Source organism: Rhizobium laguerreae (assembly GCF_019778565.1).
GTDB lineage: Bacteria > Pseudomonadota > Alphaproteobacteria > Rhizobiales > Rhizobiaceae > Rhizobium > Rhizobium laguerreae.
Genome location: NZ_JAAXQT010000001.1, coordinates 929,196 through 955,166 on the forward strand (window position 1 = coordinate 929,196; position 25,971 = coordinate 955,166).

The window sequence follows — 25,971 nt, forward strand, 5'->3', positions numbered from 1 at the left end:
GGTTCACTCCGGGAATTTCGAGACGATGATGAACATGACGGTGCCTATGAGCAGGGTCACCAGCGAATAGGTGTAGAGCACCAGCAGGAAGGGCTGGAACAGCATCAGGAAGCCGAGCCCGATCAGCACGGTGGCGATGGTCTCCATCGGGCCGCGGCGCAGGAAGAACGGCCGTTTCGGGCGGGCAGGGGCTGACGTTTCGATCAGATGGCTCATTTGCGGACGGCTCCGAAGGTGATGCCGCGCAGCAGCTGCTTGCGCAGGAGAATGGTGAAGACGAGGATCGGGATCAGGAAGATCGTCGTGCCGGCGGCGACCGCCGGCCAATCCTGTCCGCCTTCGCCGATGATCGTCGGGATAAAGGGCGGCGCGGTCTGGGCCTCGCCCGAGGTCAGAAGCGCGGCGAAGGCATATTCGTTCCAGGCAAAGATCAGGCAGAAGATCGCGGTCGCGGCGATGCCCGTCGTTGCCTGCGGCAGCACGACCTTGCGGAAGGCCTGCAGTCTCGTATAGCCGTCGATCATCGCCGCTTCCTCGTATTCGCGCGGGATTTCGTCGATGAAACCCTTGAGCAGCCAGACGGCGAGCGAGACGTTGACGGCGGTGTAGAGCAGGATCATGCCCAAGGCCGTGTCCGACAGGCCGAGCTCTCGGTACATCAGGTAGATCGGAATGGCGACGGCGATCGGCGGCATCATCCGCGTCGACAGGATGAAGAACATCAGGTCGTCGGCGAGCGGTATCTTGAAGCGCGAAAAGCCATAGGCGGCGAGCGTGCCGAGGAAGACCGCGAGGAAGGTGGAGCCGAAGGCGATCACCAGTGAATTGACGAAGCGCGGCAGGAAGTTCGACGGGCCGGCGATCACCATGTTGCGCTTGCGCGTCACCTCATCGCAGGTGCCGACCGGCGCCGGCAGCGAGGCGATATAATCAGGCGTCTGCCGCGTGCGTGTCGTGAACAGATTGCAATAGCCCTCGAGCGACGGCGTGAAGACGATCTTCGGGGGGTAGCTGATCGAATCCGGCGGCGACTTGATGCTGGTCAGGAAGATCCAGACGAGCGGGATGAGGGTGATCAGCGCATAGAGAACGACGATGGTGCCGGCGATGCGTTTGCTGGACAAGCTCGGTTCGACGACCGAATGGGCGGAGTTGGCGGCGCTCATCGTTGTTTCACCTTGTTCAATGCCTTGACGTAGATGTTGGCGAGGCCGAATACCGCGACGAACAGGATGATGGCGAAGGCTGAGGCCCGGCCGGTCGCCCAGCTTTCGAAGGCAGCGCGTTTCAGCGTGATCGAAGCGACCTCGGTGACCGAGCCCGGCCCGCCGCCGGTGAGCAGCGTCACCATGTCGAACATCTTGAAATTCTCGATGCCGCGGAAGAGCACCGCGAGCATGATGAAGGGCAGGGCCATCGGCACGGTGATCGACCAGAACTGACGCCACGGGGAAGCGCGGTCGACCTCGGCCGCCTCATAGATATAGTCGGGGATCGAGCGCAGGCCGGCAAGGCAGATCAGCATCACATAGGGCGTCCACATCCAGGTATCGACGATGATGATCGCCCAGGGCGCCAGCGTCACATTGCCTAGCATCTGGATATCCGATGTCGGAATGCCTGTGACCAGCGACACGGCATAGGCGAAGAGGCCGATCTGCGGCTCGTAGAGAAAGCGCCAGAAATTGCCAACGACAGCCGGCGACAGCATCATCGGGATCAGGATGATCGTCGTCCAGAAGGCGTGGCCGCGAAACTTGCGGTCGATCAGATAGGCGAGCGTGAAGCCGATCACCGTCTGCAGCACGATTGTCCAGAAGACGAAATGCGCGGTGGTCTGCATTGCCTGCCAGATGTCGGGGTCGTTCAGAACGCGCTGGTAGTTTCCAAAGCCGACGCCCAGGACCGGCGCATTCGGCCGGTTGGCGCGGTAATTTGTGAAGGAGAGATAGACCGCCCAAAGCAGTGGGAAGATATTGATCGCCAAGAGCAGGGTGATGGCAGGCGCAATAAACAGCCAGGCGATCGCCCTGTCGGAGAGGCCGCGGACGCGCCGGGCGACCGAGGAGGGCGTTGCCCTTGCAGTCACATCGGCTGCCTTCTCGACGATGGAGGATTGGGAAATAGTCAAGTTTTCACCTGGTATTTTTGGGGTACGGGGTCTTTTGGGGTATGAGAGATCTGGCGGCCCGGCTCGTCTGCCGATCCGGGCCGCCATCCTGTCGAGGATGGCGCGCATCAGGGATGCCGCGCGTCAGATCTTGCCGTCGTCCTTGAAGACGTCGCTCCAGTCCTTCACCAGGCCGTCGAGCGCTTCCTTGGAGGTGCCGTTGCCGGCGACCACGTAGTTATGGACGCGCTTTTGCATGGCCTGCAGCAGCGAAGCGTAGCTCGGCTCTGCCCAGAAGTCCTTGACGATCGCCATCGAGTCCAGGAAGGCCTGGGCATAGGGCTGGCTCTTGGCAAAGCTCGGCGCGTTGACGACGGAGTTCAGGCAGGAAAAACCGCCGAGTTCCCACCACTTGGCCTGCACGTCGGGCTGTGCGAACCACTTGATGTATTGCAGGGCGGCATCGCGCTTGTCGGAGTAAGAAACCACCGAGATGCCCTGGCCGCCGAGCTGGGCGAAGTGGACCTTTTCAGCCGGATTGGGGAAGAAGCCGATCCTGTCGCCGCCGACCTTCTCGTCCTTGTAGAGGCCGGGCCAGGTGAAGGCGAAGTTCATCTGCATGGCGACTTGGCCGGATTTGAAGGCGTCGGCGGATTCGACCATGTAGACGTTGGAGCTGCCGGGCGGGGTGCAGCAATCATAGAGGGACTTGTAGAATTCGAGGCCCTTGACTGCGTCGTTGGAGTTGACGAAGCCTTCCATGTCATAGGGCTTCTTCGGGTTTTCGTACTGGAAGCCCCAGTCATAGAGGACGTTGGTCACGCCCATGGTGATGCCTTCGGAGCCGCGCTCGGTATAGATCGAGGCGCCGTAGACGGTCTTGCCGTCGATCTCACGCTTCTGGAAGAATTCGGCGATCTGCTTCAGCTCGTCGTAGGTCTTCGGCGCCGCGAGGTCGTGGCCGTATTTCTCCTTGAATTCCTTCTGCAGTTCCGGCTTCTCGAACCAGTCCTTGCGGTAGGTCCAGCCGACGACGTCGCCCATGGCGGGCAGCGCCCAGTAGTTCGGGGTGTTCTTCGGCCATTCCGAGTAACCGACGACCGTCGCCGGCACGAAGTCATCCATCTTGATGCCTTCCTTGTCGAAGAAGTCGTTGAGCTTAACGTAGTGGCCGTTCTCGGCCGAGCCGCCGATCCATTGGCTGTCGCCGATGATGAGGTCGCAGAGCTTGCCATGGGAATTCAGCTCGTTGAGGAAGCGGTCGGCATAACTCGTCCAGGGAACGAATTCGAACTTCATCTGCGTGCCGGTCTTGGCGGTGAAATCCTTCGACAGCTCGACCAGCGCATTGGCGGGGTCCCATGCGGCCCAGCACAGCGTCAGTTCATCGGCTTTGGCGAGATTGGGCAATGCCGACGACATGACGAATGCCGTGGCCAGCCCGAAAAGGGCTTTCGATGTTTTCTGCATAAGTTCCTCCCAGAACCAAGGGCCGGCTCCCCGCCGGCGTCGCATGTTCACCCACTTCAGAGAATGCTCACATGAACTCCTCAATCATCATGTTTAGCAATATGTTTAGTGATATCCATTTTTATAAACATTGCAAGCGCCAATCGTTGCTGCAGTGCGACAGGTGTCGCGCCCCATGGGCGATAGTTTTGGAGCCGATCTTTTCGGCAGATCGCGAAATTTTTTTGGCGAGCGTACCGAAGCAGCGACATCTGGCCTCGCTGTGACATCGATCGCACGATATGGACTGCACGCCGCTCCTCATTTTCCCCGGAGCGGTTCAAGCTTGGCCTCGCTTCGGTGGGGCCTTTTTCTTGAATCCTTTCTTGGGTCGATGCCGCCGGGCACCGGGCCGCATCGGGAATATTCCTAGGCAGTGCGAGATTTAGCCTTTCCGGCCGGATGCAACGGGCGTATTCAGCCAGTGCGCGGCTTTCCATGTCTGCGCTCCCCCGCGCGGCAGATCTTTGATCGGCTTCCTCCCGTTTTCCTGCCGCGTCATCCGGAATTTTCATTGGCAGATCGATGACCACGGCAGAGACGAGCGAGAATGGGCAAGAGGCCGCAGGCGGCCGCCAGGCAAAGATCGTGGCGCTGGTCGTTGCCGTTTCCTTCTTCATGCAGATCCTCGACGGCACGATCGTCACCACCTCGCTGCCGCAGATGGCGGCAAGCTTCGGCGTGCAGCCGGTGTCGATGAGCATCGGCATCACCGTCTACATGCTGACGATGGCCGCCTTCATTCCACTGTCGGGCTGGCTCGGCGATCGGTTCGGCGCACGCCGCATCTTCCTGATGTCGATTGCGGTCTTCACCGGCGCCTCGCTGTTTTGCGGGCTGTCCGGCAGCCTTGCGGAATTCGTGCTGTGGCGCGCCGTCCAGGGCGCGGGCAGCGCGCTGATGACGCCGGTCGGGCGCATCATCGTGCTGAAGAATGCCCGCAAGTCGGAACTCGTCCAGGCGATCGCGCTGATCACCTGGCCGGCACTGACGGCGCCGGTGATCGGCCCGGTGCTCGGCGGCTCATTACCACCTATGCCAGCTGGCACTGGAACTTCCTCATCAATATCCCGATCGGCATTATCGGCATCGCGCTGGTGCTGCGTTTCGTGCCGGAGCAGCGCGAGACCAATCCCGGCCGGCTGGATCTCGTGGGCTTTGTATTGAGCGCCGCCGGGCTGACCTTCCTGCTCGCCGCCCTCGAACTCTCGGTCAAATGGGACGGCGGGCTTTTGCCCATCATATCCATGCTGGCGGCCGGCATCGTGCTGTCAGTCATGGCGACGCGGCATTTCCTCGCCGTCGACAATCCGCTGCTCGATCTTTCGGCCTTCCGCATCCAGACCTTCTCGATGTCGACGCTGTCGGCGGGCACGGCCTGCCGGATGGCGATCAATGCGACGCCGTTCCTGCTGCCTCTGCTGTTCCAGCTCGGCTTCGGCCTGAGCTCGATTGCCGCCGGCACCTACCTGCTCGTCTATTTCCTCGGCAATTTCAGCATGAAGGCGGTGACGACGCCGCTGCTGCGCTTCTTCGGCTTTCGCACTGTGCTTGGGGTCAACGGGCTGATCGCCGCTCTTTCGATTGTCGGCTGCGGTTTCCTCTCTCCGGAGACGCCGCCGTTTTTCATCCATGCGCTGCTTTTCCTCGCCGGCCTGTCGCGGTCGATGGAATTCACTGCGCTAAATACACTCGCCTTCGCCGACATCGGCCCGGCGCAGCGAAGCTCGGCCTCGACGCTGTCGAGCATGCTGCAGCAGGTATCGATGCTGCTCGGCGTGGCAGTGGCCGCGGCCGTGCTCAACATCGCCTCGGCTTTCAGGGGCGCCGACAATCCCGTCCTTGCCGATTTCCGCTGGGCTTTCGTCGTGGTCGGTGCGATCGGGATCGTCTCGTCGCTGCGCTTTCTGCAATTGCCGGCGGAGGCAGGGGCCGAAGTATCCGGTCATCGGAAATTCCAGAAAATTTAGCTTATCCGCGGAACCAATAGGGCCGCTCGGCGTTTATGCATCTCATTTCAGGTTTTTCGTTTCCCCGTCTCCTTCAGCGGCTTCCATAGGGATCCTCCCCAGCCCAGGGTCATGTTCCAAAAATGCCGGCTTCCCGACATCCTCCTTCCGCGCCGCCTGCGACAAGAGCGAGGGATAACCGCTGTTTACCCCAGGCGGCCAATGCAATACGACATTGCCATGCGGACGACTCGGACGCTTGCGGGCGGTCGTCGCTGCGAGAGAACGCCGGGAGACGGAATGAGCAATTCTAGCGGCGATGCGGATGCCCTGATCCACATCCTCTATATCGACGACGATGAGGGGCTTGCCCTACTGATGCAGAAAAACCTGCGCCGTCGTGGCTTTTCGGTCGAGTGGGCCGAGAGCGACGCTGCCGGCCTTGCAAGACTGGGCGAAGGCGGTATCGACGCCGTCGTGCTCGATCATGTCCTGGCTGGCGAGACCGGCCTCGACATTTTGCCCAGCATCACGGCGATGCCGGATCACCCACCGGTCATCTACGCGACGGGTTCGGACGATACCAGCATCGCGGTCGCCGCGCTGAAGGCCGGCGCCGATGATTACATGCTGAAGGGGATCTCAGCCGATTATTTCGACTTGCTCGCCGCCGCCCTCGAACAGGCGTTGGAGCGAACGCGTTTTCGCCGCGAGACGGCGCAGGCGCAGGAGGTGATCCGCCAGCAGCGCGACCTTGCCGAAATGCTGCTCGCCGAAGTCAATCACCGTATCGCCAACAGCCTTGGCCTCGTCGGCGCGCTGATCCGCATGCAATCCTCGATGACCACCGACCAAGTGGCGATCGACGCGCTGCACGAAACGCAGATGCGCATCAACGCCATCGCCAGCGTGCACCGCCGGCTCTATACTAACCGGCAGGTCGGCTCGGTGCAGGTCGACGAATATCTGAACAGCCTGCTCACCGAACTCGAGACCTCGATGCGCGACGACAAGCGGCCGCACCGCATCGTGCTTACCGCGCAGCCGGTCAATCTGGCGACCGACAAGGTGATCACACTCGGGCTGATCGTCAGCGAACTCGTCACCAATGCCTTCAAATATGCCTATCCGGACAGCGTGCCGGGTGAGATCCGGGTCATCGTCGACCAGACGGACGACGCGTTGCGTGTCATCGTCGAGGATGACGGCGCCGGTTTCGATCCGTCGAGCCCGGCCAGGGGAACCGGCCTCGGCACACGCATTCTGACGGCCATGGCCGCCAGCCTGAAATCGGATTTCGCCTATGACCCCGGCCACGACGGAACCAAGGCGACGCTGGTGTTTTCGTTGCATGAGGGGAAGTAGGAAGTGCAGCGCAGGGTGTTCCGGTAGCCCCCTCATCCGCCCTACGGGCACCTTCTCCCCGAGGGGAGAAGGGGGAATCGAGACGTTGCCGCGAATCTCTTCTCCCCAGCGGGGAGAAGGTGGCGGCAGCCGGATGAGGGGGCTACCGGCACGGTGTTATCCCTTTTTCTACAATAATTTACCGAAACGGCATTAATAAGCCTAACGCTGGGGGAGAGGAAACATGACGACGATCCGTACACCGAAAGAGGTCTATGATTTCTGGTTCGTCAGATGCGGCCGGGAGGTGTGGTTCCGCGCGACGCCTGACCTCGACGCGGAGATCAGCACGATCTTTCGCGATACCCATCTGGCCCTTGCCGCGGATGTTGGCGCCGAATGGCGGGCGGATGCGGAGAGCCGGCTGGCGGCTGTGATCGTGCTCGACCAGTTTCCCCGCAACATCTATCGCGGCACGGCGCTTGCCGTCGCGACCGATGGGCTGGCGCTTCGGGAAGCCAAGCTCGCGCTGGCATCCGGCGCCGATCAGGCGGTCGAAGCCGCGTGCCGCACCTTTTTCTATATGCCCTTCGAACATGCCGAGGACCTTGGCGAACAGGAGCGATCGGTGGAACTGTTCACCGCGCTTGGCGATGAAGAATATCGCGATTATGCGATCCGCCACCGCGACGTGATCGCCGCCTACGGCCGCTTTCCGCACCGCAATGCCATGCTCGGACGCGAGTCGACGGCTGAGGAATGCGACTATCTCACCCGGCCCGATGCCGGTTTCTGAGGGTTTCCAGGGAGCTTCTGCCTTTCTGTCGCCTTTCTTTACTAAGACAAGCTGGCATTCTATTCCGACGACAACCTTTCCCGGAGGCGCTTTTGCGGCTGAGACCGATCCTGCTTCGCACCATTCTTTTGCTGACGCTGGCGGTCGCCGGCGCGCATTTCAAGGGTGCTGCGGCTTTCGCGCAGGAGCCGCAGGCACCGGCGGCCGCGCAGGCGCCGCTTGTCGATAGCTCGCTCGATCAGGCGACGAAGGAGATTGACAAGGCGAAGGTCCAGCTGACCGCGCTTCAGGACGGCGTCAAGCAGAATGCCGACAATGACGATGCCCTGGTCGGGCTTGCGACCAAGGCCGACGAACTCAGCCGCGCCGTCATCACCATATCGGTCAATCTCAGGCCGCGTTTCGACCAGATCAAGAACCGGCTTGCCGAGCTCGGCGATCCGCCGAAGGACGGGCAGCCGCCTGAAGCCGAGATCGTCACCCAGGAGCGCAACGCGCTCGCCGCCGAACGCGCGCAGATCAACGCGCTGACGGGCGACGCCGAAAACCTGTCGATCACGGTAACGAAGCTCGTCAACGAGATCACCGAGATGCGGCGGCGGCTGTTTGCCGATACGCTGCTCAGGCGCACCGAGATTTCAGTCTCGGTGCTCGACGATGCCGGCAGCGCCTTCGTGCATGAGGCCCGCGAATTCTCGCAGGCCCTGTCGAGCTGGGCTGCTTTCGTCTGGAAATTCAAGCGTTTCCCGATGTTTGCCGCGATCTTCCTGTCGCTCGCCTCGGCGCTGATCCTGCTCTCCGGCAGTTACCGGCTGTTCGGCTCGTATCTGCGCCGCGACGAAGCAGTGGAGAACCCGTCCTATATCGGGCGGCTGTCGATCGCCTTCTGGTCGACGTTGATCCGCACGCTGGCGCTCTCGGTGCTGCTCGTCACCTCCTTCTTTTTCCTCAACGGGTTCAATGTGCTGCGGCCCGACATCGCACCTGTCATCGGCGCCCTGTTCGGGGCGATCGGGCTTGTCTATTTCGTCGGCCGCTTCGTCAACGCCATCTTCGCGCCGAACGAACCGCATTGGCGGCTCGTTCGGCTTTCCAATCGCGGCGCGCGCTCGATCGGCTATTGCCTGCTGGCGATGGCGATCGTCAACGCGCTCGATTATCTGTTCGGTACGATCGGCGAGGCGATGGGCTCGCCGCTGGTGCTGACCGTGGTCAGGAGCCTGATCGCGGCGCTGATCATCGGCCTGATCCTGATCGCGGCGTCCTTCGGCAAGCCGATGCTGGCGAAGAACGGCGATCCCGATGCACCGGGAAGGCATTGGCCGCGCGGCATGGCGATCACCTTGCGGGTCCTCGGCGCCGGTCTCATCCTCACCGCGCTGACGGGGTATGTCGGGCTCGCGCGCTTCGTCGCCACGCAGCTCATCATCACCGGTGCGGTCGTCGTCACCATGTATGTCGGCCTGCTCTCCGGCAAGGCGATATCCAGGCAGGAAAGCTTCGGCGATACTTTCTTCGCGCGCTTCCTGACACGCCGCTTCAAGCTCGGGCCGGTGGCGATCGACCAGGCCGGGCTGGTCGTCGGCCTTGCCATCTATGCGGTGGCGCTTCTCGTCGGCATCCCGCTGATCCTGCTGCTCTGGGGTTTCCACGTGCAGGACCTGCAGCTTCTCGCCTACCGGCTGTTCACCGAGGTCAGGCTTGGCGGCATCAGCATCTCGCTGCTCGGCATCTGCACCGGCATTCTGCTGTTTGCCGGCGTCTACCTGCTGACGCGCTGGCTGCAGCGCTGGCTCGACGGCAATGTGATGGCCAGAAGCCATGTCGATCTTGGCGTACGCAATTCGGTCAAGACCGGCATCGGCTATCTCGGCGTCGGCATCGCGGCGATCATCGGTGTTTCGGCGGCCGGCATCGATCTGTCGAGCTTCGCGCTCGTTGCCTCCGCACTTTCGGTCGGTATCGGTTTCGGCCTGCAGAACATCGTCTCCAACTTCGTCTCCGGCCTGATCCTGCTCGTCGAACGGCCGTTCAAGGTCGGCGACCATGTCGTATCAGGCACGGCCGAAGGCATCGTCAAACGCATTTCGGTGCGCGCCACCGAGATCGAGACCTTCCGCAAGCAGTCGATCATCGTGCCGAATTCGGAGTTGATCAACGGCCTCGTCGGCAACTGGACGCACCGCAACAAGATCGGCCGCTCGGAAATTCCGGTTTCCGTCGCCTACAACGCCGATCCGCAGCAGGTGATGGACATCCTGCTGGAACTGACGGCCAAGATACCGCTCGTCATGCGCAATCCGGAGCCGCATGTCGAATTCCTGCGCTTCGGGCCCTATTCGCTGGATTTCGAGCTGCGTTTCTTCCTCGCCGATATGGGTGACGGCATGGCGGTGCGCAACAATCTCAGGATCGAGATCCTTAAGCGCTTCAAGGCCGAGGGCATCGAGATCCCGCTGCCACAGACCGATCTTACCATCCATCGAGAGGCTCGTCCCGCGCTTGCGGATGCGGGCAGGGATCAAGCCAACGAGCAGGAAAACGCGGCGGACACGCCCATGGAGGAGGAAGAGCAGCCGGTGCGGCAATTGCGCAGCAAGACGGCAGAAGTCAATCGGAAAGGCTGAACGGGTCATTCAGCCATCATTCACAGCTATATGTGCATGATCTCCACTATCGGGATCGCTGCCGGGGGCAGCACCGATCGTTCGAGGGGAGGGCGCGCCAGCGCCGCCGCACATGATGGCAAGATTTGCCGCCGTTCTGCTTGTCCCGCTGCTTGCCGCACCCGCGGCTGAAGCGGCATCCATCACCAACACCGACCCAGCCGCCGTCGTGCTCGTCATCACCGAGAGCGGCCAGCGCGTCGAGGTCGTGGTCGATGCCGGCGCTTCGGAAAACCTCTGTGCTTCTGGCTGCTTCATGACAACGCCCGACGGCGACCGCATCGGGCTCGACGGCGGCGAGACGATCGACATCGTCAAGGGCTCGGCCGTCTTCAAGTAGCGCCTGTCCCGATGAATGCGCTCAAGCCTCTCGGGGATTGGCAACAGTTTCCGGCCGGGCAACCGGGCGCGTCAGCCACATGATGGCCAAGAATGCGGCAACGGCGACGGTGCTGAGCAAAGCAGCGATCGACAGCGACCACGATACGCCCATATTGCCCATCAGGAAGGCGAGCGCGAACGGCGCCATCGAGGAGACGACGAGACGGACCGACATGATCTGTCCTTGCCGCCGGCCGTAGCCATCGCTTCCGAAGAGCGCGAGCGGCAAGGTTCCGTAGACGATGCTGTTAAGGCCCGAGCCGAGACCGAAGACGACGGCAAAGAGTAGCGCGCCGGGCACCGAGGGTGCCGTGGCGATGAGGATGACAAGGGCTGTCGGCAGCAGGATGGCGCAGATGATCGCCAGCATCACTTGCGACAAGCTCTCGCCAAAGACCATGTTGATGAGGCGGCTCAGCACCTGTGACGGACCGAAGAGCGTTCCGACCACCACTGCCATGGCGCCGAGGCCGAGTGCCGACATTACGGGCACCATGTGAACCAGAAGCGCCGAGTTCACAAAGCTCTCCAGAGCAAAGCCCGTCACCATCAGGATAAAGGCCGGCCTGCGCAACGACGGAGGTAGGCTCGGCTCGACGCGTTTTGCGACCCCCTCTCCGGTCCGTCTCCTGGTTTGGCTGACGCCACGGGAGAGCCAGGCATGAATGGGAAGGCAGACCACGAGATTGAGCGCGGCGAAGATCAGATAGACTTCCTGCCATGAGAGATGCGCATGCAGCGCCGTGGTAATCGGCCAGAAAATGGTCGAGGCGAAGCCGGCGATTAGGGTCAGATAAGTGATGCTGCGCTGAGCGACCTGCGGCCTGATCTGCACGAGCAGAGCGAAGGCTGCGCCATATTGCACCAGGTTCGAGGCGATCTCGATGCCGATCAATGCCGCGACGAAAGCGATCTTTCCCGGCGCGAAGGCGCAGGCGACGAGGGCGGCGGCGGCAATCGCCGAGCCCGAAGTCATGATCCTGCCTGCGCCGAAGCGATCGATCCACGTGCCCATGAGAGGTGCGGCCAGGCCGCCGATCAGAAGGGCCGCGGAGAGCGCGCCGAAGATCCATTCCGATGACCAGCCTAGATCACGAGCCATGTCGGGGGCGAGGATGCTGAAGCTGTAATAGAGCGATCCATATCCGATGATCTGCGTCAGTCCGAGCGCGGCAATGGCCGCTACTGGCGGTCGTTCGGTGCTGACGATTGTCATAGGGATCTGAGGCTCACGCGCTGTTCAAGCTTTTCGACTTCTTCCTTCCGCTCGCTGTAGCGGTCGGTCAGATAGTTCGAGGCATCACGGGTCAGCAGCGTGAACTTCACCAATTCCTCGCAGACGTCGACGACGCGGTCGTAATAGGACGAGGGTTTCATACGGCCGTCCGCGTCGAATTCCTGGAAAGCTTTGGCAACCGAGGACTGATTGGGAATTGCGATCATCCGCATCCACCGTCCAAGGATGCGGAGCTGGCTTACCGCATTAAAGGACTGGGAGCCGCCGGAGACCTGCATCACCGCCAGCGTCTTGCCTTGCGTCGGCCGGACGGATCCCACCGACAATGGAATCCAGTCGATCTGCGCTTTCATGATGCCGGTCATCGCGCCATGACGTTCTGGGCTGACCCACACCTGGCCTTCAGACCATGCCGACCATTCGCGCAACTCCTGAACTTTTGGGTCGTTCGCCGGCGCCGCATCAGGCAGCGGCAGACCTTCGGGATTGAAGATGCGCACTTCGCAGCCGAAATATTCGAGCAGCCGTGCCGCCTCCTGTGCGAGGAAGCGGCTGTAGGACACTGTTCGCAGCGAGCCATAAAGGATGAGGATGCGCGGCTTGTGCGTTGAGAACGCCGGTCTGAGCGCATCCATATCAGGTTGACGCAGATGCATCGGCGATACGGCAGGCAGATCAGACAATGCGCTTGCCTCCGGCATCGAGCACTTTCTCGCCGTCTTCCTTGGTGAAGGCGCCCTGATGCGTTTCCGGTAGGATTTCGAGGACGACTTCGGAAGGCCGAGCAAGGCGCGTGCCGATCGGGGTGATGACGAATGGGCGATTGATCAGGATCGGGTCTTTCAGCATCGCATCGAGCAGTTGCTCGTCGGTAAGATCCGGGTTGTCGAGGCCGAGCTCCGCATAGGGCGTGCCCTTTTCGCGGATCGCTTCGCGAACGCTCAAACCTGCATCCGCAATCACCTTGATCAGCTGCTCGCGCGACGGCGGGTTTTTCAGATATTCGATCACGTTGGGCTCAATGCCGGCGTTCTGGATCATCGCCAGCGTGTTACGCGAGGTGCCGCATTCAGGGTTGTGATAGATCGTAGCATCTATAGTCATAAGGCGGATTCCGTCTTGGTGAGGTTTTCAGGATTTCGGGCTTCCATCAGCAGCCATCCCGCAAGCATCAGCGCCAGCAAGGCGCCGATGACCTCAGCGGCGATAAAACCCGGTAGATCGATTGGGCGGATGCCGGAAAAGGTGTGCGTCAGCGATCGAGCAATCGCGACGGCGGGATTGGCAAAGGAGGTGGAGGCGGTGAACCAGTAGGCGGCGGTGATATAAAGGCCGACCAGCCATGCCACGGCATCGGCGCGAAAGCGCACACCGGCGAAGATGACGAAGACGAGGCCGAAGGTTGCAGTCACTTCAGAGAGCCATTGCGCGCCGCCGGTGCGCACGGTTTCCGATGCCTGCAGCAGAGGAAGGTCGAACATCGTATGGGCGAGCATCGTTCCGGCAATGCCGCCGGCGATCTGCGCGGCGATATAGGCGAGAACGGAAGAGACAGGTAGTTCGCGCCGGAGCGCAAACACCAGCGACACGACCGGATTGAAATGTGCCCCGGAAATCGGGCCTAAGATCGTGATGAGGACGACGAGGATTGCCCCCGTTGCCAGCGTATTGCCGAGCAGCGCAAGCGCGGTATCGTCCGTCAAGCTATCCGCCATGATGCCGGAGCCGACGACGGTTGCCACGAGCAACAGCGTGCCGAGCGCTTCGGCGACCATTCGTCGAGACAGCGGGAACACCGGCGCGCTCATGCCGGCAGGCTCCGGACCATCAGGGCGGCCGATGCCGGACACAGGCTCGCTGCCTGCCTCGTCGTCAGGATCTCGGTTGGCGCTTCATCGCGGGGGATCGGACGAAAGCCAAGCGATTGAAAGAAGGGGGCGGCTGTTTCTGTCAACAGATAGGCTGCAGTTGCGCCTTCCCTTTGCGCCTGATCGAGCAGGCCAAGGGTGATCGCATGGCCGAAGCCAAAGCCTTGCTGATCGGACAGCACGACAATGGAACGCAGGAGTGCGGTCTCGCCATGAAGCTCCAGCCCGCCGAAGCCGACAGTTTGGCCGCCACGCGAAAACCGATAGAAGCTTCGGCCGGCGTCTGTGAGGTCATCGACCGGAAGTCCGGCGCCTGCGAGCGCGACGCGAAGGCTGTCGTCGTGCCCCACCAAGGCCTGTTGGTTCAAATCCAAACTCATCAGCTCGCCTTTGGCTGTTTGATGCTGGCGCCTTCCATCGTGCCGATCTGGCGCAGGTGCGATTCCAGGGCGAGCTTGTCGATCGAGGAAAGAGGCAGGCTCAAAAAGGCACTGATTCGGTTTTTCAGGAAGCGGGCGGCCTGTGCGAAAGCACGGCCCTTGTCGACTTCGCTGCCCTCGACGGCAGCGGGATCCTCGACGCCCCAATGAGCGGTCATCGGGTGACCGATCCAGACCGGGCAGGCCTCGCCGGCAGCGCTGTCGCAGACAGTAAAAATGAAGTCCATCTCCGGAGCGCCCGGCTCGGCGAACTCGTCCCAGCTCTTCGAGCGGAAGCCGCTTGTTGGATAGCCCTGCGCCGCAAGCTCCTTCAGCGCATAGGGATTAACCCCGCCCTTCGGCTGACTGCCGGCTGAATAAGCCTTGAATCGACCCTTGCCTTCGGTCTCCAGAATGGATTCAGCCAGGATCGAGCGGGCAGAATTGCCCGTGCAGAGAAAGAGCACATTGTAAACGCGGTCAGTGGTCATTGCAGTTTCTCCTCCATTTTAGGGGCGCAGCAGGCCGCAACCTCCGCGGCAGGTGCGCAGATTTCCGGGTGTCCGGAACAGCAATCTTCCATCAGGAAGCGAACCAAGCCGCCAAGCGCTTCGTAGTTCGCGGTGTAAATGATCGACCGCGATTCACGCTGCTGTGCGATCAGCCCGGACCGTTCCAGCTCCTTCAGATGGAAGGAGATATTGGATGGCGAAACCTCCGCCTTCTCAGCGATCGCGCCTGCCGCCATGCCATCAGGGCCGGAAACTACAAGCATGCGGACGATCTGAAGACGGGTTTCCTGGGAGAGCGCGCCGAATGCATTGAGGGCTTGACGTTGATCCATATTTCAATAATCCTTGAAACGTTGAAATTAGGATTAGCGTAAGTGAACGTCATCGACAACAGCAAAATTCAAGAGAACGACATCGATCTCGGCCTGCTGCTCAGTGTGCTTGCCGGCGCCAAGGCTTCTCCGCTGATTTTCTATTATGACGGCAAGGCGGTGAAACCCGGCTATCATGTCACCGAGGTCAAGGCCGGCCAATTCTCAGGCCTGGATTGCGGTGCCAATCCCGAAGCGTGGGCGGAAATCTTCATCCAGCTCTGGGATATCGAGGAAGGCGACCGCACGCATATGCCGGCCGGCAAGTTCCATTCCATCATCCGCAAAGTGACGGAGCATGTGCAACTAGACCGCTCGGCGAAGCTCACCTTCGAAGTCAGCGACGGCGTGCGGCCGATGCAGCTCTATTGCGCGGCGATGCCGGTTCTCAGTGCGGGCGCCGTCCATGTTACGCTTTCGCCGCGACCGGCAAGCTGCAAGCCGCGCGACCGCTGGCTGGCAGAGGAAACCAGCAAGGCGGCGGCCTGCTGTGCGCCGCAAGCGGCAACGAGTGGATGCTGCGCGTAAGGACACATAAGATCGGGTGCCGGCGAGAATGCCTGCACGGCGTGGTCAATCAGCCCGGTATCGGTGAGACACCGTCCGATCGCGCCGAATTGCTGCGGGCGATCGAGACACATTTCCTGTGCGCGCTGGGTTTGCCGTCAGGCATTGATTGAGGGCTGGGCATCCCACGATCTGAGCACCCGCATCGCTCGAAGCGTCACCCATCGCGAGGGCTTGCCTTCCTCGTCATCGACCTCGAACCACACCCGACCGGCAGGGCTCTCGTCGGGCTGCCAGGGGCTTCCTCCAATCTCATTCGGCAGCCTGCAGTTCACCCGATTGACCGTCGCCGGCAGCAGCGCTTTCCGAAGCGGCTGGCAGTCGCCACCCCTTGACCAATCCGTAGACGGCCGGAATGACGATCAGCGTCAGCAGCGTCGAAGACACCATGCCGCCGATCATCGGCACGGCGATGCGCTGCATGATCTCCGATCCGGTTCCAGTTCGCCAGAGGATCGGAACGAGACCTGCCATGATGGCGACGACGGTCATCATCTTCGGTCGAACGCGCTCGACCGCGCCGACCATGATCGCTCTGTTAAGGTCCAACTTCGAGAAGGCGCGGCGTTCCTTTTCGCAGGCCTCTCGCTGCTCCTTCAGGGCGTGGTCGAGATAGATCAGCATGATTACGCCCGTCTCCGCCGCAACGCCCGCGAGCGCGATAAAGCCGACGGCGACCGCCACCGAGGCGTTGAAGCCCAGCCACCACATCAGCCAGATGCCGCCAACGAGCGCGAATGGCAAGGACAGCATGACGATCATCGTTTCCGTCAGCGCCTTGAAGTTGAGATAGAGCAGCAGGAAGATCAGCGCCAGCGTCAGCGGGACGACAACGGCGAGCCGCGCCTTGGCCCGTTGAAGGTACTCAAACTGACCGCTCCAGGCGACCGAGTAGCCGAGCGGCATCGTCACCTTCTCGGCGACGGTCTGCTGAGCCTCCGCGACATAGCCGCCGAGATCGCGGTTGGTGATGTCGACGTAGATGTAGACGGCGAGCTGACCGTTCTCCGTACGAATGGTCGTCGCGCCGCGGGTCAGCTTGACGTCGGCCACTTCACCGAGAGGCACCGTTCCTCCGCCCGGTAGCGATATCAGCACATCCCTGGCGATAGACTGCGGATCGCTTCGGGACGCCCGTGGATATCGTATGGCCACGCCATAACGCTCGCGGCCTTCGACGGTCGATGTCACAACCTCGGATCCGAGCGCCATGCCGACGACGTCCTGAATGTCGTTGATGGTCAGCCCGTAGCGGCCGAGCGCCGTCCTGTCCGGGACGATGTCGAGATAGTAGCCGCCGATCACGCGCTCCGCATATGCGCTCGACGTTCCGGGGATCGTTTTCAGCACGGTCTCGATCTGCCGGGCGACCTTCTCCATTTCACCGAGATCGGTGCCGTAGACCTTGACGCCGACCGGCGTCCTGATCCCGGTAGACAGCATGTCGATGCGGGCGCGGATCGGCATCGTCCAGGCATTGGAGACGCCGGGAAATTGCAGAGCAGCGTCCATCTGCTGCTTCAGGCTTTCGGTGGTGACCCCCGGCCGCCATTCCGACTTCGGCTTTAGCGTGATGATCGTCTCGAACATTTCCGTGGGGGCCGGGTCGGTGGCGGTCAGTGCACGACCCGCTTTGCCGAAGACGCTCTGGACTTCGGGGAAGGACTTGATGATCCGGTCCTGCGTCTGCATCAGCTCGGCCGCCTTGGTGACGGAGATGCCGGGCAGGGTCGTCGGCATGTACATCAGCGTGCCCTCGTCGAGATTGGGCATGAACTCGCTGCCGATGTGTTGCACGGGCCAGACGGAGACCGAAAGGATTGCAAGGGCCGCAAGGATGGTCAGCGTCTTCACCCGCAGTACGCCCGAGATGACGGGGCGGTAGATCCAGATCAGGAACCTGTTCAACGGGTTCTTGTGCTCGGGGACGATACGGCCACGGACGCAGAGAACCATCAATGCCGGCACCAGCGTCACCGACAGCAGTGCTGCCGCCGCCATCGCAAAGGTTTTGGTGAAGGCGAGCGGACCGAAGAGGCGTCCCTCCTGCGATTCTAGTGTGAAGATCGGCAGGAACGAGACGGTGATGATCAGCAGGCTGAAGAACAGCGCCGGACCGACTTCGCTCGCCGCCTCGACGAGGATTTCTACGCGTGGCTTGTCGGGCGGCGCGCGTTCGAGATGCTTGTGGGCGTTCTCAATCATCACGATCGCCGCATCGATCATCGCGCCGATGGCGATGGCGATGCCGCCAAGGCTCATGATGTTCGCCCCGAGTGCGAGCATCCGCATGGCGATGAAGGCGATCAGGATGCCGACAGGCAACATGATGATGGCAACCAGCGCACTGCGCACGTGGAGAAGAAAGGCGATTGTCACCAGCGCCACGACGATCGATTCCTCGATCAGCGTCCCTTTCAGGGTCTCGATGGCGGACTCGATCAAGGTCGAGCGGTCGTAGACCGGAACGATCTCGGTGCCATCAGGAAGGCCGCCCTTGACGGAATCCAGGCTCTTCTTGGCGTTGTCGATGACCGTCAAAGCGTTGGCCCCGAACCGCTGCAGGACGATGCCGCTTGCGACCTCGCCTTCGCCGTTCAATTCGGTGATGCCGCGCCTTTCGTCCGGAACGAGTTCCACCCTGGCGACGTCGCTGAGCTTCAGCGGCACGCCGTTCTGGCTCTTCAGCACGATGCTCTCGATGTCGGGTATACCCTTCAGATAGCCGCGCCCGCGCACCATGAACTCGAACTCGGAGAGTTCGACGGTACGGCCGCCGACGTCCGTGTTGCTTGCGCGCACCGCATTGGCGATGTCGTCGAGCGAAACGCCCTGCGCCTTCAGCCGGGCCGGATCGACGACGATCGAATACTGCTTCACGAAGCCGCCGACGCTCGCGACCTCCGAGACGCCTTCGGATTTCGAGACCGCGAAGCGCACCATCCAGTCCTGCAGCGATCGCAGTTCGGCGAGCGACAGCTCCTTGGCGACGACTGCGTACTGGTAGACCCAGCCGACTCCTGTCGCGTCTGGGCCGAGCGTCGGGGCGACGCCCTGCGGCAGACGGCTCTGGGCGGCGTTCAAATATTCCAGCACGCGGCTGCGCGCCCAATAAGGATCGGTGCCGTCGTCGAAGATGACGTAGACGAAGGAAACGCCGAAGAAGGAGAAGCCCCTGACGACCTTCGACTTCGGCACTGTCAGCATCGACGTCGTCAGCGGATAGGTCACCTGGTCCTCGACAACCTGCGGGGCCTGGCCGGGATATTCGGTATAGACGATGACCTGGATATCGGAGAGATCGGGAATGGCGTCGAGCGGCAGGGACCGCAGGGCGTAGACGCCGCCTGCGACGGCGAGTGCTGCGCCGACAAAGATCAGGACGAGATTGTGGGCGGACCACGAGATGACGCGAGAGATCACGGCTTGGCCTCCTCTTGCGTCATGGCGCTGAGCGCCGAGCTGAGATTGCTTTCGGCGTCGAGCAGGAAATTGCCGGCCACGACCACCTTGTCGCCGACGGCCACGCCCTTGGTGATTTCTGTCTGGTTCTCGCCCCGGACTCCGAGCGTCACGTCCTTCGGCTCGAATTGACCATCGCCTTTGTCGATGAACACGACCCGGCGATCGCCCGTATCGATGACGGCGCTGTTGGGGACGGCAATGACAGGTTTTGGTGCTCCGGCCTGGATCTCGACGTTGGCATACATGTTGGCCAGCAGTACGCCGTCCGGATTGGGAAGCTCGATGCGGACCTTCGTCGTTCGCGTCTGTATGTCGACGTCGGGATAGATCAGGTCGACGACACCCTTGAACGTCCGGCCGGGAAGACTTCTGACCGTTACGTTCACCTCGGCTCCGCTGCGGACCGATGCCAGATCATATTCCGGCACGCCTGATATCACCCAGACGTTGGAGGTATCGGCGATGCGGAACAGCACGTCGCCGGGTTTGGCCATCATGCCTGCCGTCGCCATGCGTTCGAGGACGACCCCATCGCGCGGCGCGACATATCCGATGCTGGCCGGCACCTGCCGGCTCCGCGCGATCGTATCGATCGCCTCCTGGGGAACGCCGAGGTTTTTCAGGCGCAGAGCGGAGCCTACATCTCCGTTCCCGCGGCCGTCATTTCTCCCGGCCGCGTATTCGGAGGCGGCGGTGGCGATGTCCTTCGAATAGAAGCTGAAGAGGTTCTGGCCTTTCCTTATGCGGTCACCGGTGGTGACATTGGCGACGTCGTCGACGAACGAATCCGTCCGCATCGAGATGACGCTGACGAGCCGCTCGTCGAGGACAATGGTGCCAGGCACCTCGATCTTCCTGACGATGCTGGCCATCTCGGCGGTCGCGGTCTTGACGCCCGTGCGCTGCAGTTTGCCGAGCGAGACCTTGACGGTCGAGGCGTCGCCCTGATCACCCTCGTAGACCGGGATATAGTCCATGCCCATCGAGTCCTTTTTCGGCACCTTCGACGTGTCGGGCAGGCCCATCGGGTTTCGATAGTAGAGAAGTTTTCCTGTCGCCGGCGCGGTTGCTGACGATGTCGTGGTCGTTTCCGTTTCGACCGGTTTTGGTGCTGCGGCGTCGGCGAAGCTCACATCCTCATTCGCATGCACGGCGACGAATGGCCGGCCATCCTCTGTGTTCTTCGGCGTCGCAGAGAATTGCGGGAGGCCGTCAGGATGGCGATAGTAAATGATCGCGCCGGTTGGCACGGCCAAGGAAGCTGCCGGCGTAGCGAGCGCCGTTTCGGCGAAGGAAAGGCCGAGCTGTGCGCCAAGATCTTTCGTGCCAGCCCAATAGCCTCCCCCGCCGACCAATACGGCAAGGGAGAGCGTGGCCGCCACACGCGCTGGCGTGTTCACGGCGCTGCCTTGAGGACGAGTTCGCCCTCGATGGTGTCCGGCTCGCCCTGGACTTTGGCGGCAAGCTTGAAGCGCCAGCCACCCGCCATGGTAAAGTCCGCCTTGAAGGCATAGATACCGGGTTCCGTGGAGGCGGTGGCCTCGACGGGTGTCGTCATCATTTCCATGCCCGCGGGAGCCATGTCCATGCGGGTGGTGAAGATGACCGCGTCGGGAACGGGCTTGCCCGTGCGCTTGTCAACGAGGCGGACGGAGACCGGCGATCCCTGGCCCTGCTTGACGTCGGTCGAAACCGGCTGGAATTCGTAGTCCTGTGGCGCGGCGAAGGAGGCTGTGGCGGAACCGACAATCAGCACGCCGGCGAGGAGCATCGCTCCCGCGGAAAAGGTGGTCTTGTTCATGATATTTGATCTCATTGGGATAGGCGCTCAGACCGCATCCTCAGTCATGAATTGATTGCCGCAGGTCCCTGAAAGATGCGCGAAGCATCCGCCGTGAACCGTAGACGTGTTTCAGGAATGACTTGAGATCAAGCTTTCGGAGGTCGGGCCGGAGGCTCGACATAGGCGGGCGTCAGTTGCGACGCCAGAACGAGGTCATAGCGATGGGACAGCCAGGAGATCGCAAATGACCAGCCGTGGACGTCGGGCGCGTTGGCGAAGATCGAGGTCGTGCAGACCAATGCCAGCGGGCAGCCCTTTGCGCAGTCCGGCTTGACGGACTGCTGTTCGGGGCAGCACGGCATCTGCTCCGCCATCTGCATGCCGGCCATCGTGGCGCTCATGCCATCGGTCATCGCCGGATCAGAAGAGGCCATTGCACTGCTCGCCAACCCGATGCTCATCGGACCGATAACGATCGCGAGCATAGCGATGGCAAGCAACAGACGATGGACGGCCCGCAGGAAATTCATGGGCGGAATACTGGCATGCCGGTTCCGGAATTGGAAGCAGGCTCACGGAGATGTGTTGCAGGCGTCGAGACGGCCTGGGGGCTGGGCATCCCACCATCGGAGCACCCGCATCGCCCGGAGCGTCACCCACCGCGAGGGCTTGCCTTGCCCGTCATCGACCTCGAACCACACCCGACCGGCAGGGCTGTCGTCGAGCGGCCAACGGCCGTCCTGCAAGCGCCGGGGAAGAAGGTGGTCGATCGCCTCGCCGAGGCGCCGATCGGGGTCGGCGCCGGTCAGGATCGCGCTGGCGCGGAAATAATCGAGCGCGCGCAAAATGTCGTAGCGCCAGCGGTTCGGATGCAGGAGGCGCAGGAAGCGCTCGTCGGCCGGCTCGCCGGTGCCAAGGCGGCGGAAGAGGTTGCGGGCCAGCAGGAATTCCTCGCCGGTCCTGCGCGCCTCTCGAGACCGATGCGTGCCGCCGGTCGATCTCTCGTATTCCAACAATCCTTCCAGCACGTTGATGGTGCTGGCGAAGGAGGAGCGGACAGAGCCGCGAGCCCGCTCGCAGTTCCAGCCGCCGTCGTCGAGGCGCTCGCCGATGAGCCTTTCTACGATGGGCGAGATGTCGACGCCGAAATAGGCGCCGTCGGCAACGGTGCGGCCGTTGATGCACTCCTCGACTTCGCCTTCCCAATAGGGCTGGCCGCCTTCTTCCCAACGGGCGTTGGCGCCGACCAGTTTGACGGTGCGCCTGGCGCCGCCGCAGGCGGGATCGAGACCGAACTCGCGCAATTGCGACAGCGAGAAGGTCGTGGCCGTCCACGGCTGGCCACGCTCCTTCCACTCGTGCGGGTCGAAACCGGCGGGCAGGAAGGCGCCGCCTGCCCATTGCCCGTCCTCGTCCTGACAGGAGAGCAGCCTGGCGCCCCAGCCCTCGGTCTCGACTTTGGCCCGCTCAGCCATCCATTCCCGCTCGGGGCCGTCGAGCAGGTCGCGCATCACCTGCCATCGGATCGAGGGGTCGGAGTCGAGAAGCCATTCGATCACCGGGTCGGATTGGATCATGGGCGAACCTGTCGGCGGGTCGGGGTCGATGGCTTGTTTATAATCGCTTCGGCCGAGCGGTGCCAGCCAGATGGGCTGGTCGGCGGCGCCACCAATAGCGCCTTCGGCTTCCGCAGCAACCGCTCGCTGGCGCTTGCCATGCTGCGGCCGGATTGCGCCAGGGAAGGCACGAAACCGAAGATCAAAACGTCGGTTCGACCTATAATGCGACGGTTGTCGGCGAAAGCCCGTGCGACGCCGAGAATGCGGCGCTTCCCGCCCGATTTCTTAATCATATCTGCAAAGAAATCGGAGGCGGCCACATCGGGCCGCGTCTTCGTATATATCGAAACGCGCCGATTAATAATTATTCAAATCAATCGATGTATCGGTTTGATCCGGGGACAGATTTTACATCAAAGGTTTGCTATGGCGTTTCTAGGTATTTCAGGGATGCAATATTCCGGGGAAATGTTTGCGGGTGCGCGTATTCTTGTCGCGGAAGATTCCAACGTATTCACTTCGATGATCAGCAAACGTCTCAAAGAGCTGTTCGATATCGATGTCGAGATCTGCCGCAGCTTCGAAGATCTGCAGGTTTCCTACGACAAGTCTTCCGATCCGATCACGCTGGCGATCTCGAACATCAACCTGCCCGGCGCCGAAAACGGCGAAGCGCTCGAATATCTGGTCGATCTCTCCATACCCACAATCGTTTTCACCGGCACCTTCCATGAAAACATGCGCGACAAGCTGATGGCCAAGGATATCGTCGACTATATCCTCAAGGACAACATCTTCGCCGTCGACCTGCTGGCGGAATCGATCTGCCGCTTCCTCACCAATCATCGCCACCACGTGCTGATCGTCGACGATAGCGCGACTGCGCGCGCTCTGCTGTCGAGCCGGCTGAAGCGCTACAATTTCCGTGTCAGCGTCTCCGAGAGCGGCGGCAAGGCGCTGGAGATCCTGAAGGCCAACCGCGATATCGGCCTTGTCATTACCGACTACAACATGCCTGACATCGATGGCTTCGAACTGACGCGGCGCATCCGCGCCAATATCGGCTCGCACGAGTTGCGCATCATCGGCGTTTCCTCCTCCTCGAACCGGCTGCTTTCGGCACGATTCCTCAAGGCCGGCGGCAATGATTTCATGCTGCGTCCCTTCATCGACGAGGAGTTCTACTGCCGCGTCAACCAGAACCTCGATACGCTGCTGCAAATTCAATCGATGCGCAAGGAGCGGGCGGTTGCCTGACGGCCCTTCCAGCATCGGTATCGCCAGGGGAGCGGAAATGACAGTCGGGGACAGTCGTCGAATTTTTGCAATTGCAGGTGATGTCGCCGTTATTTGTCCCCTTCACGTGCGCAGGCCTCTCGGTTATCGTCCCCGCCGGGGAGAGGGCCGAGTCGCGCCCGTCAGACGCATGGGGGATTAGCGGCTGTGGCGTTTCAAGCGGATTTTCAGCGGGATGGCATCGGGTTACGTTCCGGCGGACTCAAGATACTTCTGGTTGAAGATTCCCGGATGTTTTCCGCGGTGCTCTGCCACCGGTTCCAGACAGAGCTCGGCCTTGCCGTCAAATCCTGCCCGTCGCTGAAGGCTCTTCGCAAGGAACTTGCCGACGACGCTCACGGCTACACCATGGCCGTCGTTGATCTCAACCTACCGGATTCGCCCTATGGCGAAGCGCTCGACTGCACGATCGAGCACGATATCCCGGCGATCGTCTTCACCGCGACATTCGATCTCAACACGCGCAACAAGATCATGGAGCGCAATGTCATCGATTACGTGCTGAAGGACAATGAATTCGCGCTCGACAATCTGGTCGCCACCGTGCGGCGGGCGATCTCCAACCGCAAGACGCGGGTGCTCGTCGTTGACGATGTCGTTTCGGCGCGCCAGGTGCTCGTTGACCTCCTGAAGGCACAACAATATCTCGTCGTCGAGGCAAATTCGGGGCTCGAGGCGCTGGCAGCGCTCGAGGCCTACAGCGATATCGAGCTCGTCGTCACCGATCACCACATGCCCGATATGAGCGGCTACGAGCTGACGCGGCGCATCCGCCATCGTTTCGGTTCGGACAGGCTGCGCGTCATCGGCGTTTCCTCCTCCAACGACCGGATGCTTTCGGCAAGTTTCCTCAAGGCCGGCGCCAGCGATTTCGTCTACAGGCCCTTCGTTGCCGAGGAACTGCAATGCCGCATCGCCAACAATGCCGAAACGCTGGCGCAGATGCGGCAACTGAGGGCAGCGGCGGCCTGCGACTATCTGACCGGCCTCTATAACCGCCGCTATTTCTACGACAACGGCCCGAAACTGGTGAACGAGTGCCTGCGGCTGAAGGTGCCGAGTTCCGTCGCCATTCTCGACATTGATCATTTCAAGCGGCTGAACGACACCTATGGCCACGAGATCGGCGACAAGGTGCTGAAGGCTGTCGCAAACAGGCTGTTTACGATCTTCGAGGGCAGCGACAATCTTCTCTCGAGGCTCGGCGGCGAGGAATTCGCCATCCTCTTCCCGCAGATGGATTCGGCAGCCGCGACCAAGCTCTGCGACGAGATCCGCTCGGACATTTCGCGACTGAAGGTCACGGCCGACGACGAGGAACTCGGCGTCACGATTTCGATCGGCATTGCCGAGATCGCCGGTTACGAGACCTTCGAGAATTACCTGAACGCCGCCGACCAGTTTCTCTACATGGCCAAACACAGGGGCCGCAACCAGGTCTACTCCGACGCCAGGATGACGGAAGAGGCGGCGCAATAGCGGGCGCCTAATCTCAGTTCGCTTCTCTCGAAAACGCGAGCTGAAATGCGCCTGCGTGGGCGGTGCCGGTGGCGTTCCGTTGGGCCTTGTTTCCAAAAAACCTGTTGACGATGGCGATGGCAGTATGGGGATCGGTCAGGTCCCTGTTGTGAACCAGACGTTGCAGTCAGATTCCAGCGCGTCGCCGTGGAACAAATGCCTGAACCGCAGGTTCAGTAGATTCAACCGAAAAACGGAGGCGCGCGAGAGGCTGTAGCTGTACGCTCGTCGAGCCCAGCCAACGCGGCGCCGTCAGCATTTTCGCCATCCCATGAAGCCGGTGTCCCTTGGCCGCGAGACGGCGAGAAATGAACGAGCGACAGGCGGAACTTCCGCGCATTCTCGTGGGGTTTGGATGCGCTTGCGGCGAGACTGTGAAAGGAAAAGTCAATGCGAATCCTAGCTGCATTGATCTTTGCGATGGTCGCATTTTCGAGTTCAAACGCTAATGGACAGGCAAATGAACAACCGTCTACCGACTCGGAACGCTGCACTGCATCGCCTGCAGATCAGAACAATCAGTCGGCAACCGGGGACGCCGGGAAGGCGGCCACGGACGGTTCGCTGTCGCAAAAGATGGACGATTGCCACGGTGTCCTGAAGCCGCCCCCGACCGGGGAT

General features: G+C 61.6%; 25 protein-coding genes and 4 pseudogenes. 9 read left to right on the forward strand and 20 right to left on the reverse strand.

Going from position 1 to position 25,971, the window contains the following annotated elements; genetic code table 11:
• Positions 1–3: 3 nt before the first annotated feature.
• The 5 genes from HFO71_RS04600 to HFO71_RS04620 form a co-directional block, all read right to left on the reverse strand.
• A complete protein-coding gene (locus HFO71_RS04600) occupies positions 4–216 on the reverse strand; it encodes a hypothetical protein (RefSeq protein WP_077978479.1) in 213 nt (70 codons plus the stop codon).
• Positions 213–1,166 (reverse strand): carbohydrate ABC transporter permease, encoded by a 954-nt coding sequence (locus HFO71_RS04605; RefSeq protein ID WP_017960896.1) that lies wholly within the window; start codon positions 1,164–1,166, stop codon positions 213–215. Before HFO71_RS04605 ends, HFO71_RS04600 begins: the two co-directional genes overlap by 4 nt.
• On the reverse strand, positions 1,163–2,131 hold the full coding sequence (locus tag HFO71_RS04610) for a carbohydrate ABC transporter permease (RefSeq protein WP_077978478.1): 969 nt from the start codon (positions 2,129–2,131) through the stop codon (positions 1,163–1,165). The genes HFO71_RS04605 and HFO71_RS04610 overlap by 4 nt, the downstream gene beginning before the upstream one ends.
• A gap of 123 nt (positions 2,132–2,254) precedes the next feature.
• Positions 2,255–3,580, reverse strand: a complete 1,326-nt coding sequence (locus HFO71_RS04615) for an ABC transporter substrate-binding protein (protein WP_221987576.1) — start codon at positions 3,578–3,580, stop codon at positions 2,255–2,257.
• Positions 3,581–3,660: 80 nt separating this feature from the next.
• The gene (locus HFO71_RS04620) at positions 3,661–4,059 is read right to left on the reverse strand and encodes a hypothetical protein (protein WP_158081417.1); all 399 of its coding nucleotides are present in this window, start codon (positions 4,057–4,059) and stop codon (positions 3,661–3,663) included.
• A gap of 85 nt (positions 4,060–4,144) precedes the next feature.
• Between HFO71_RS04620 and HFO71_RS04625 the strand changes: the two are divergent.
• Positions 4,145–5,589, forward strand: a pseudogene (locus HFO71_RS04625) (MFS transporter).
• Positions 5,590–5,868: 279 nt separating this feature from the next.
• Positions 5,869–6,933, forward strand: a complete 1,065-nt coding sequence (locus HFO71_RS04630; RefSeq protein ID WP_077978475.1) for a sensor histidine kinase — start codon at positions 5,869–5,871, stop codon at positions 6,931–6,933.
• Positions 6,934–6,952: 19 nt separating this feature from the next.
• On the opposite strand, the pseudogene HFO71_RS36575 reads toward HFO71_RS04630, so the two are convergent.
• Positions 6,953–7,085: pseudogene (locus HFO71_RS36575) on the reverse strand (endonuclease domain-containing protein); the annotation flags it as partial.
• Between the two features lie 71 nt (positions 7,086–7,156).
• Here HFO71_RS36575 and HFO71_RS04635 point away from each other — a divergent pair.
• The 3 genes from HFO71_RS04635 (at position 7,157) to HFO71_RS04645 (ending at position 10,714) form a co-directional block, all read left to right on the forward strand.
• Positions 7,157–7,708 (forward strand): DUF924 family protein, encoded by a 552-nt coding sequence (locus tag HFO71_RS04635; protein ID WP_077978474.1) that lies wholly within the window; start codon positions 7,157–7,159, stop codon positions 7,706–7,708.
• A gap of 92 nt (positions 7,709–7,800) precedes the next feature.
• Positions 7,801–10,335, forward strand: coding sequence for a mechanosensitive ion channel family protein (locus HFO71_RS04640; RefSeq protein ID WP_077978473.1), 2,535 nt, complete (start codon positions 7,801–7,803; stop codon positions 10,333–10,335).
• Positions 10,336–10,447: 112 nt separating this feature from the next.
• Entirely contained in the window at positions 10,448–10,714 is a 267-nt protein-coding gene (locus HFO71_RS04645; RefSeq protein ID WP_025394972.1) for a hypothetical protein, read from the forward strand.
• A 21-nt stretch (positions 10,715–10,735) separates the two neighbouring features.
• Here the strand turns inward: HFO71_RS04645 and arsK are convergent, their stop codons facing one another.
• From arsK to HFO71_RS04680, 7 genes are read right to left on the reverse strand one after another with little or no spacing between them, the layout of a single operon-like run.
• Positions 10,736–11,971, reverse strand: a complete 1,236-nt coding sequence (gene arsK, locus HFO71_RS04650) for an arsenite efflux MFS transporter ArsK (RefSeq protein WP_025394971.1) — start codon at positions 11,969–11,971, stop codon at positions 10,736–10,738.
• Positions 11,968–12,693 (reverse strand): arsenical resistance protein ArsH, encoded by a 726-nt coding sequence (arsH, locus tag HFO71_RS04655; RefSeq protein WP_025394970.1) that lies wholly within the window; start codon positions 12,691–12,693, stop codon positions 11,968–11,970. The genes arsK and arsH overlap by 4 nt, the downstream gene beginning before the upstream one ends.
• A complete protein-coding gene (gene arsC, locus HFO71_RS04660; RefSeq protein ID WP_025394969.1) occupies positions 12,668–13,096 on the reverse strand; it encodes an arsenate reductase (glutaredoxin) in 429 nt (142 codons plus the stop codon). The genes arsH and arsC overlap by 26 nt, the downstream gene beginning before the upstream one ends.
• Entirely contained in the window at positions 13,093–13,800 is a 708-nt protein-coding gene (locus HFO71_RS04665; RefSeq protein WP_077978471.1) for an aquaporin, read from the reverse strand. Before HFO71_RS04665 ends, arsC begins: the two co-directional genes overlap by 4 nt.
• Positions 13,797–14,240, reverse strand: a complete 444-nt coding sequence (gene arsN2, locus HFO71_RS04670; RefSeq protein ID WP_077978470.1) for an arsenic resistance N-acetyltransferase ArsN2 — start codon at positions 14,238–14,240, stop codon at positions 13,797–13,799. The genes HFO71_RS04665 and arsN2 overlap by 4 nt, the downstream gene beginning before the upstream one ends.
• A complete protein-coding gene (locus HFO71_RS04675) occupies positions 14,240–14,770 on the reverse strand; it encodes an arsenate reductase ArsC (RefSeq protein ID WP_077978469.1) in 531 nt (176 codons plus the stop codon). Before HFO71_RS04675 ends, arsN2 begins: the two co-directional genes overlap by 1 nt.
• On the reverse strand, positions 14,767–15,123 hold the full coding sequence (locus HFO71_RS04680) for an ArsR/SmtB family transcription factor (RefSeq protein ID WP_077978468.1): 357 nt from the start codon (positions 15,121–15,123) through the stop codon (positions 14,767–14,769). The genes HFO71_RS04675 and HFO71_RS04680 overlap by 4 nt, the downstream gene beginning before the upstream one ends.
• A 42-nt stretch (positions 15,124–15,165) precedes the next feature.
• Here HFO71_RS04680 and HFO71_RS04685 point away from each other — a divergent pair, with 42 nt between their 5' ends.
• Positions 15,166–15,690, forward strand: coding sequence for a DUF6428 family protein (locus HFO71_RS04685; protein ID WP_077978467.1), 525 nt, complete (start codon positions 15,166–15,168; stop codon positions 15,688–15,690).
• A gap of 137 nt (positions 15,691–15,827) precedes the next feature.
• Here the strand turns inward: HFO71_RS04685 and HFO71_RS35725 are convergent.
• From HFO71_RS35725 to HFO71_RS04715, 7 genes and pseudogenes are all read right to left on the reverse strand, one after another.
• A pseudogene (locus tag HFO71_RS35725) lies at positions 15,828–15,965 on the reverse strand (squalene cyclase); the annotation flags it as partial.
• A 16-nt stretch (positions 15,966–15,981) separates the two neighbouring features.
• Positions 15,982–19,152 (reverse strand): efflux RND transporter permease subunit, encoded by a 3,171-nt coding sequence (locus HFO71_RS04690; RefSeq protein ID WP_206987915.1) that lies wholly within the window; start codon positions 19,150–19,152, stop codon positions 15,982–15,984.
• Positions 19,149–20,594, reverse strand: coding sequence for an efflux RND transporter periplasmic adaptor subunit (locus tag HFO71_RS04695; RefSeq protein ID WP_245310411.1), 1,446 nt, complete (start codon positions 20,592–20,594; stop codon positions 19,149–19,151). The genes HFO71_RS04690 and HFO71_RS04695 overlap by 4 nt, the downstream gene beginning before the upstream one ends.
• Positions 20,591–21,010: a FixH family protein gene (locus HFO71_RS04700; protein ID WP_183594405.1), complete on the reverse strand. Its 420-nt coding sequence runs from the start codon at positions 21,008–21,010 to the stop codon at positions 20,591–20,593. Before HFO71_RS04700 ends, HFO71_RS04695 begins: the two co-directional genes overlap by 4 nt.
• 113 nt (positions 21,011–21,123) lie before the next feature.
• Positions 21,124–21,507, reverse strand: coding sequence for a hypothetical protein (locus HFO71_RS04705; protein WP_077978465.1), 384 nt, complete (start codon positions 21,505–21,507; stop codon positions 21,124–21,126).
• 42 nt (positions 21,508–21,549) lie between these two features.
• Positions 21,550–22,554 (reverse strand): squalene cyclase, encoded by a 1,005-nt coding sequence (locus HFO71_RS04710; RefSeq protein WP_077978464.1) that lies wholly within the window; start codon positions 22,552–22,554, stop codon positions 21,550–21,552.
• Complete coding sequence (locus tag HFO71_RS04715) at positions 22,551–22,856, reverse strand: hypothetical protein (protein WP_206987957.1); 306 nt, start codon at positions 22,854–22,856, stop codon at positions 22,551–22,553. The genes HFO71_RS04710 and HFO71_RS04715 overlap by 4 nt, the downstream gene beginning before the upstream one ends.
• A gap of 106 nt (positions 22,857–22,962) precedes the next feature.
• Here HFO71_RS04715 and HFO71_RS04720 point away from each other — a divergent pair, with 106 nt between their 5' ends.
• The 3 genes and pseudogenes from HFO71_RS04720 to HFO71_RS36380 form a co-directional block, all read left to right on the forward strand.
• Complete coding sequence (locus tag HFO71_RS04720) at positions 22,963–23,793, forward strand: response regulator (protein ID WP_025394961.1); 831 nt, start codon at positions 22,963–22,965, stop codon at positions 23,791–23,793.
• 186 nt (positions 23,794–23,979) lie between these two features.
• Entirely contained in the window at positions 23,980–25,311 is a 1,332-nt protein-coding gene (locus HFO71_RS04725) for a diguanylate cyclase (RefSeq protein ID WP_017960878.1), read from the forward strand.
• A gap of 31 nt (positions 25,312–25,342) precedes the next feature.
• Positions 25,343–25,463: pseudogene (locus tag HFO71_RS36380) on the forward strand (glutaredoxin); the annotation flags it as partial.
• Between the last annotated feature and the right edge of the window lie 508 nt (positions 25,464–25,971).

What these genes read in the sequence shown, in the direction of transcription:
- HFO71_RS04680 (WP_077978468.1), bottom strand. Translation starts at nt 15,123, where the DNA reads ATGGATCAACGTCAAGCCCTCAATGCATTCGGCGCGCTCTCCCAGGAA.
- HFO71_RS04710 (WP_077978464.1), bottom strand. Translation starts at nt 22,554, where the DNA reads ATGATCCAATCCGACCCGGTGATCGAATGGCTTCTCGACTCCGACCCC.
- HFO71_RS04620 (WP_158081417.1), bottom strand. Translation starts at nt 4,059, where the DNA reads ATGGAAAGCCGCGCACTGGCTGAATACGCCCGTTGCATCCGGCCGGAA.
- HFO71_RS04615 (WP_221987576.1), bottom strand. Translation starts at nt 3,580, where the DNA reads ATGCAGAAAACATCGAAAGCCCTTTTCGGGCTGGCCACGGCATTCGTC.
- arsK (WP_025394971.1), bottom strand. Translation starts at nt 11,971, where the DNA reads ATGACAATCGTCAGCACCGAACGACCGCCAGTAGCGGCCATTGCCGCG.
- HFO71_RS04645 (WP_025394972.1), top strand. Translation starts at nt 10,448, where the DNA reads ATGATGGCAAGATTTGCCGCCGTTCTGCTTGTCCCGCTGCTTGCCGCA.
- HFO71_RS04605 (WP_017960896.1), bottom strand. Translation starts at nt 1,166, where the DNA reads ATGAGCGCCGCCAACTCCGCCCATTCGGTCGTCGAACCGAGCTTGTCC.
- arsH (WP_025394970.1), bottom strand. Translation starts at nt 12,693, where the DNA reads ATGCCGGAGGCAAGCGCATTGTCTGATCTGCCTGCCGTATCGCCGATG.
- arsC (WP_025394969.1), bottom strand. Translation starts at nt 13,096, where the DNA reads ATGACTATAGATGCTACGATCTATCACAACCCTGAATGCGGCACCTCG.
- HFO71_RS04700 (WP_183594405.1), bottom strand. Translation starts at nt 21,010, where the DNA reads ATGAGATCAAATATCATGAACAAGACCACCTTTTCCGCGGGAGCGATG.
- HFO71_RS04630 (WP_077978475.1), top strand. Translation starts at nt 5,869, where the DNA reads ATGAGCAATTCTAGCGGCGATGCGGATGCCCTGATCCACATCCTCTAT.
- HFO71_RS04720 (WP_025394961.1), top strand. Translation starts at nt 22,963, where the DNA reads ATGGCGTTTCTAGGTATTTCAGGGATGCAATATTCCGGGGAAATGTTT.
- HFO71_RS04675 (WP_077978469.1), bottom strand. Translation starts at nt 14,770, where the DNA reads ATGACCACTGACCGCGTTTACAATGTGCTCTTTCTCTGCACGGGCAAT.
- arsN2 (WP_077978470.1), bottom strand. Translation starts at nt 14,240, where the DNA reads ATGAGTTTGGATTTGAACCAACAGGCCTTGGTGGGGCACGACGACAGC.
- HFO71_RS04705 (WP_077978465.1), bottom strand. Translation starts at nt 21,507, where the DNA reads ATGAATTTCCTGCGGGCCGTCCATCGTCTGTTGCTTGCCATCGCTATG.
- HFO71_RS04635 (WP_077978474.1), top strand. Translation starts at nt 7,157, where the DNA reads ATGACGACGATCCGTACACCGAAAGAGGTCTATGATTTCTGGTTCGTC.
- HFO71_RS04665 (WP_077978471.1), bottom strand. Translation starts at nt 13,800, where the DNA reads ATGAGCGCGCCGGTGTTCCCGCTGTCTCGACGAATGGTCGCCGAAGCG.
- HFO71_RS04600 (WP_077978479.1), bottom strand. Translation starts at nt 216, where the DNA reads ATGAGCCATCTGATCGAAACGTCAGCCCCTGCCCGCCCGAAACGGCCG.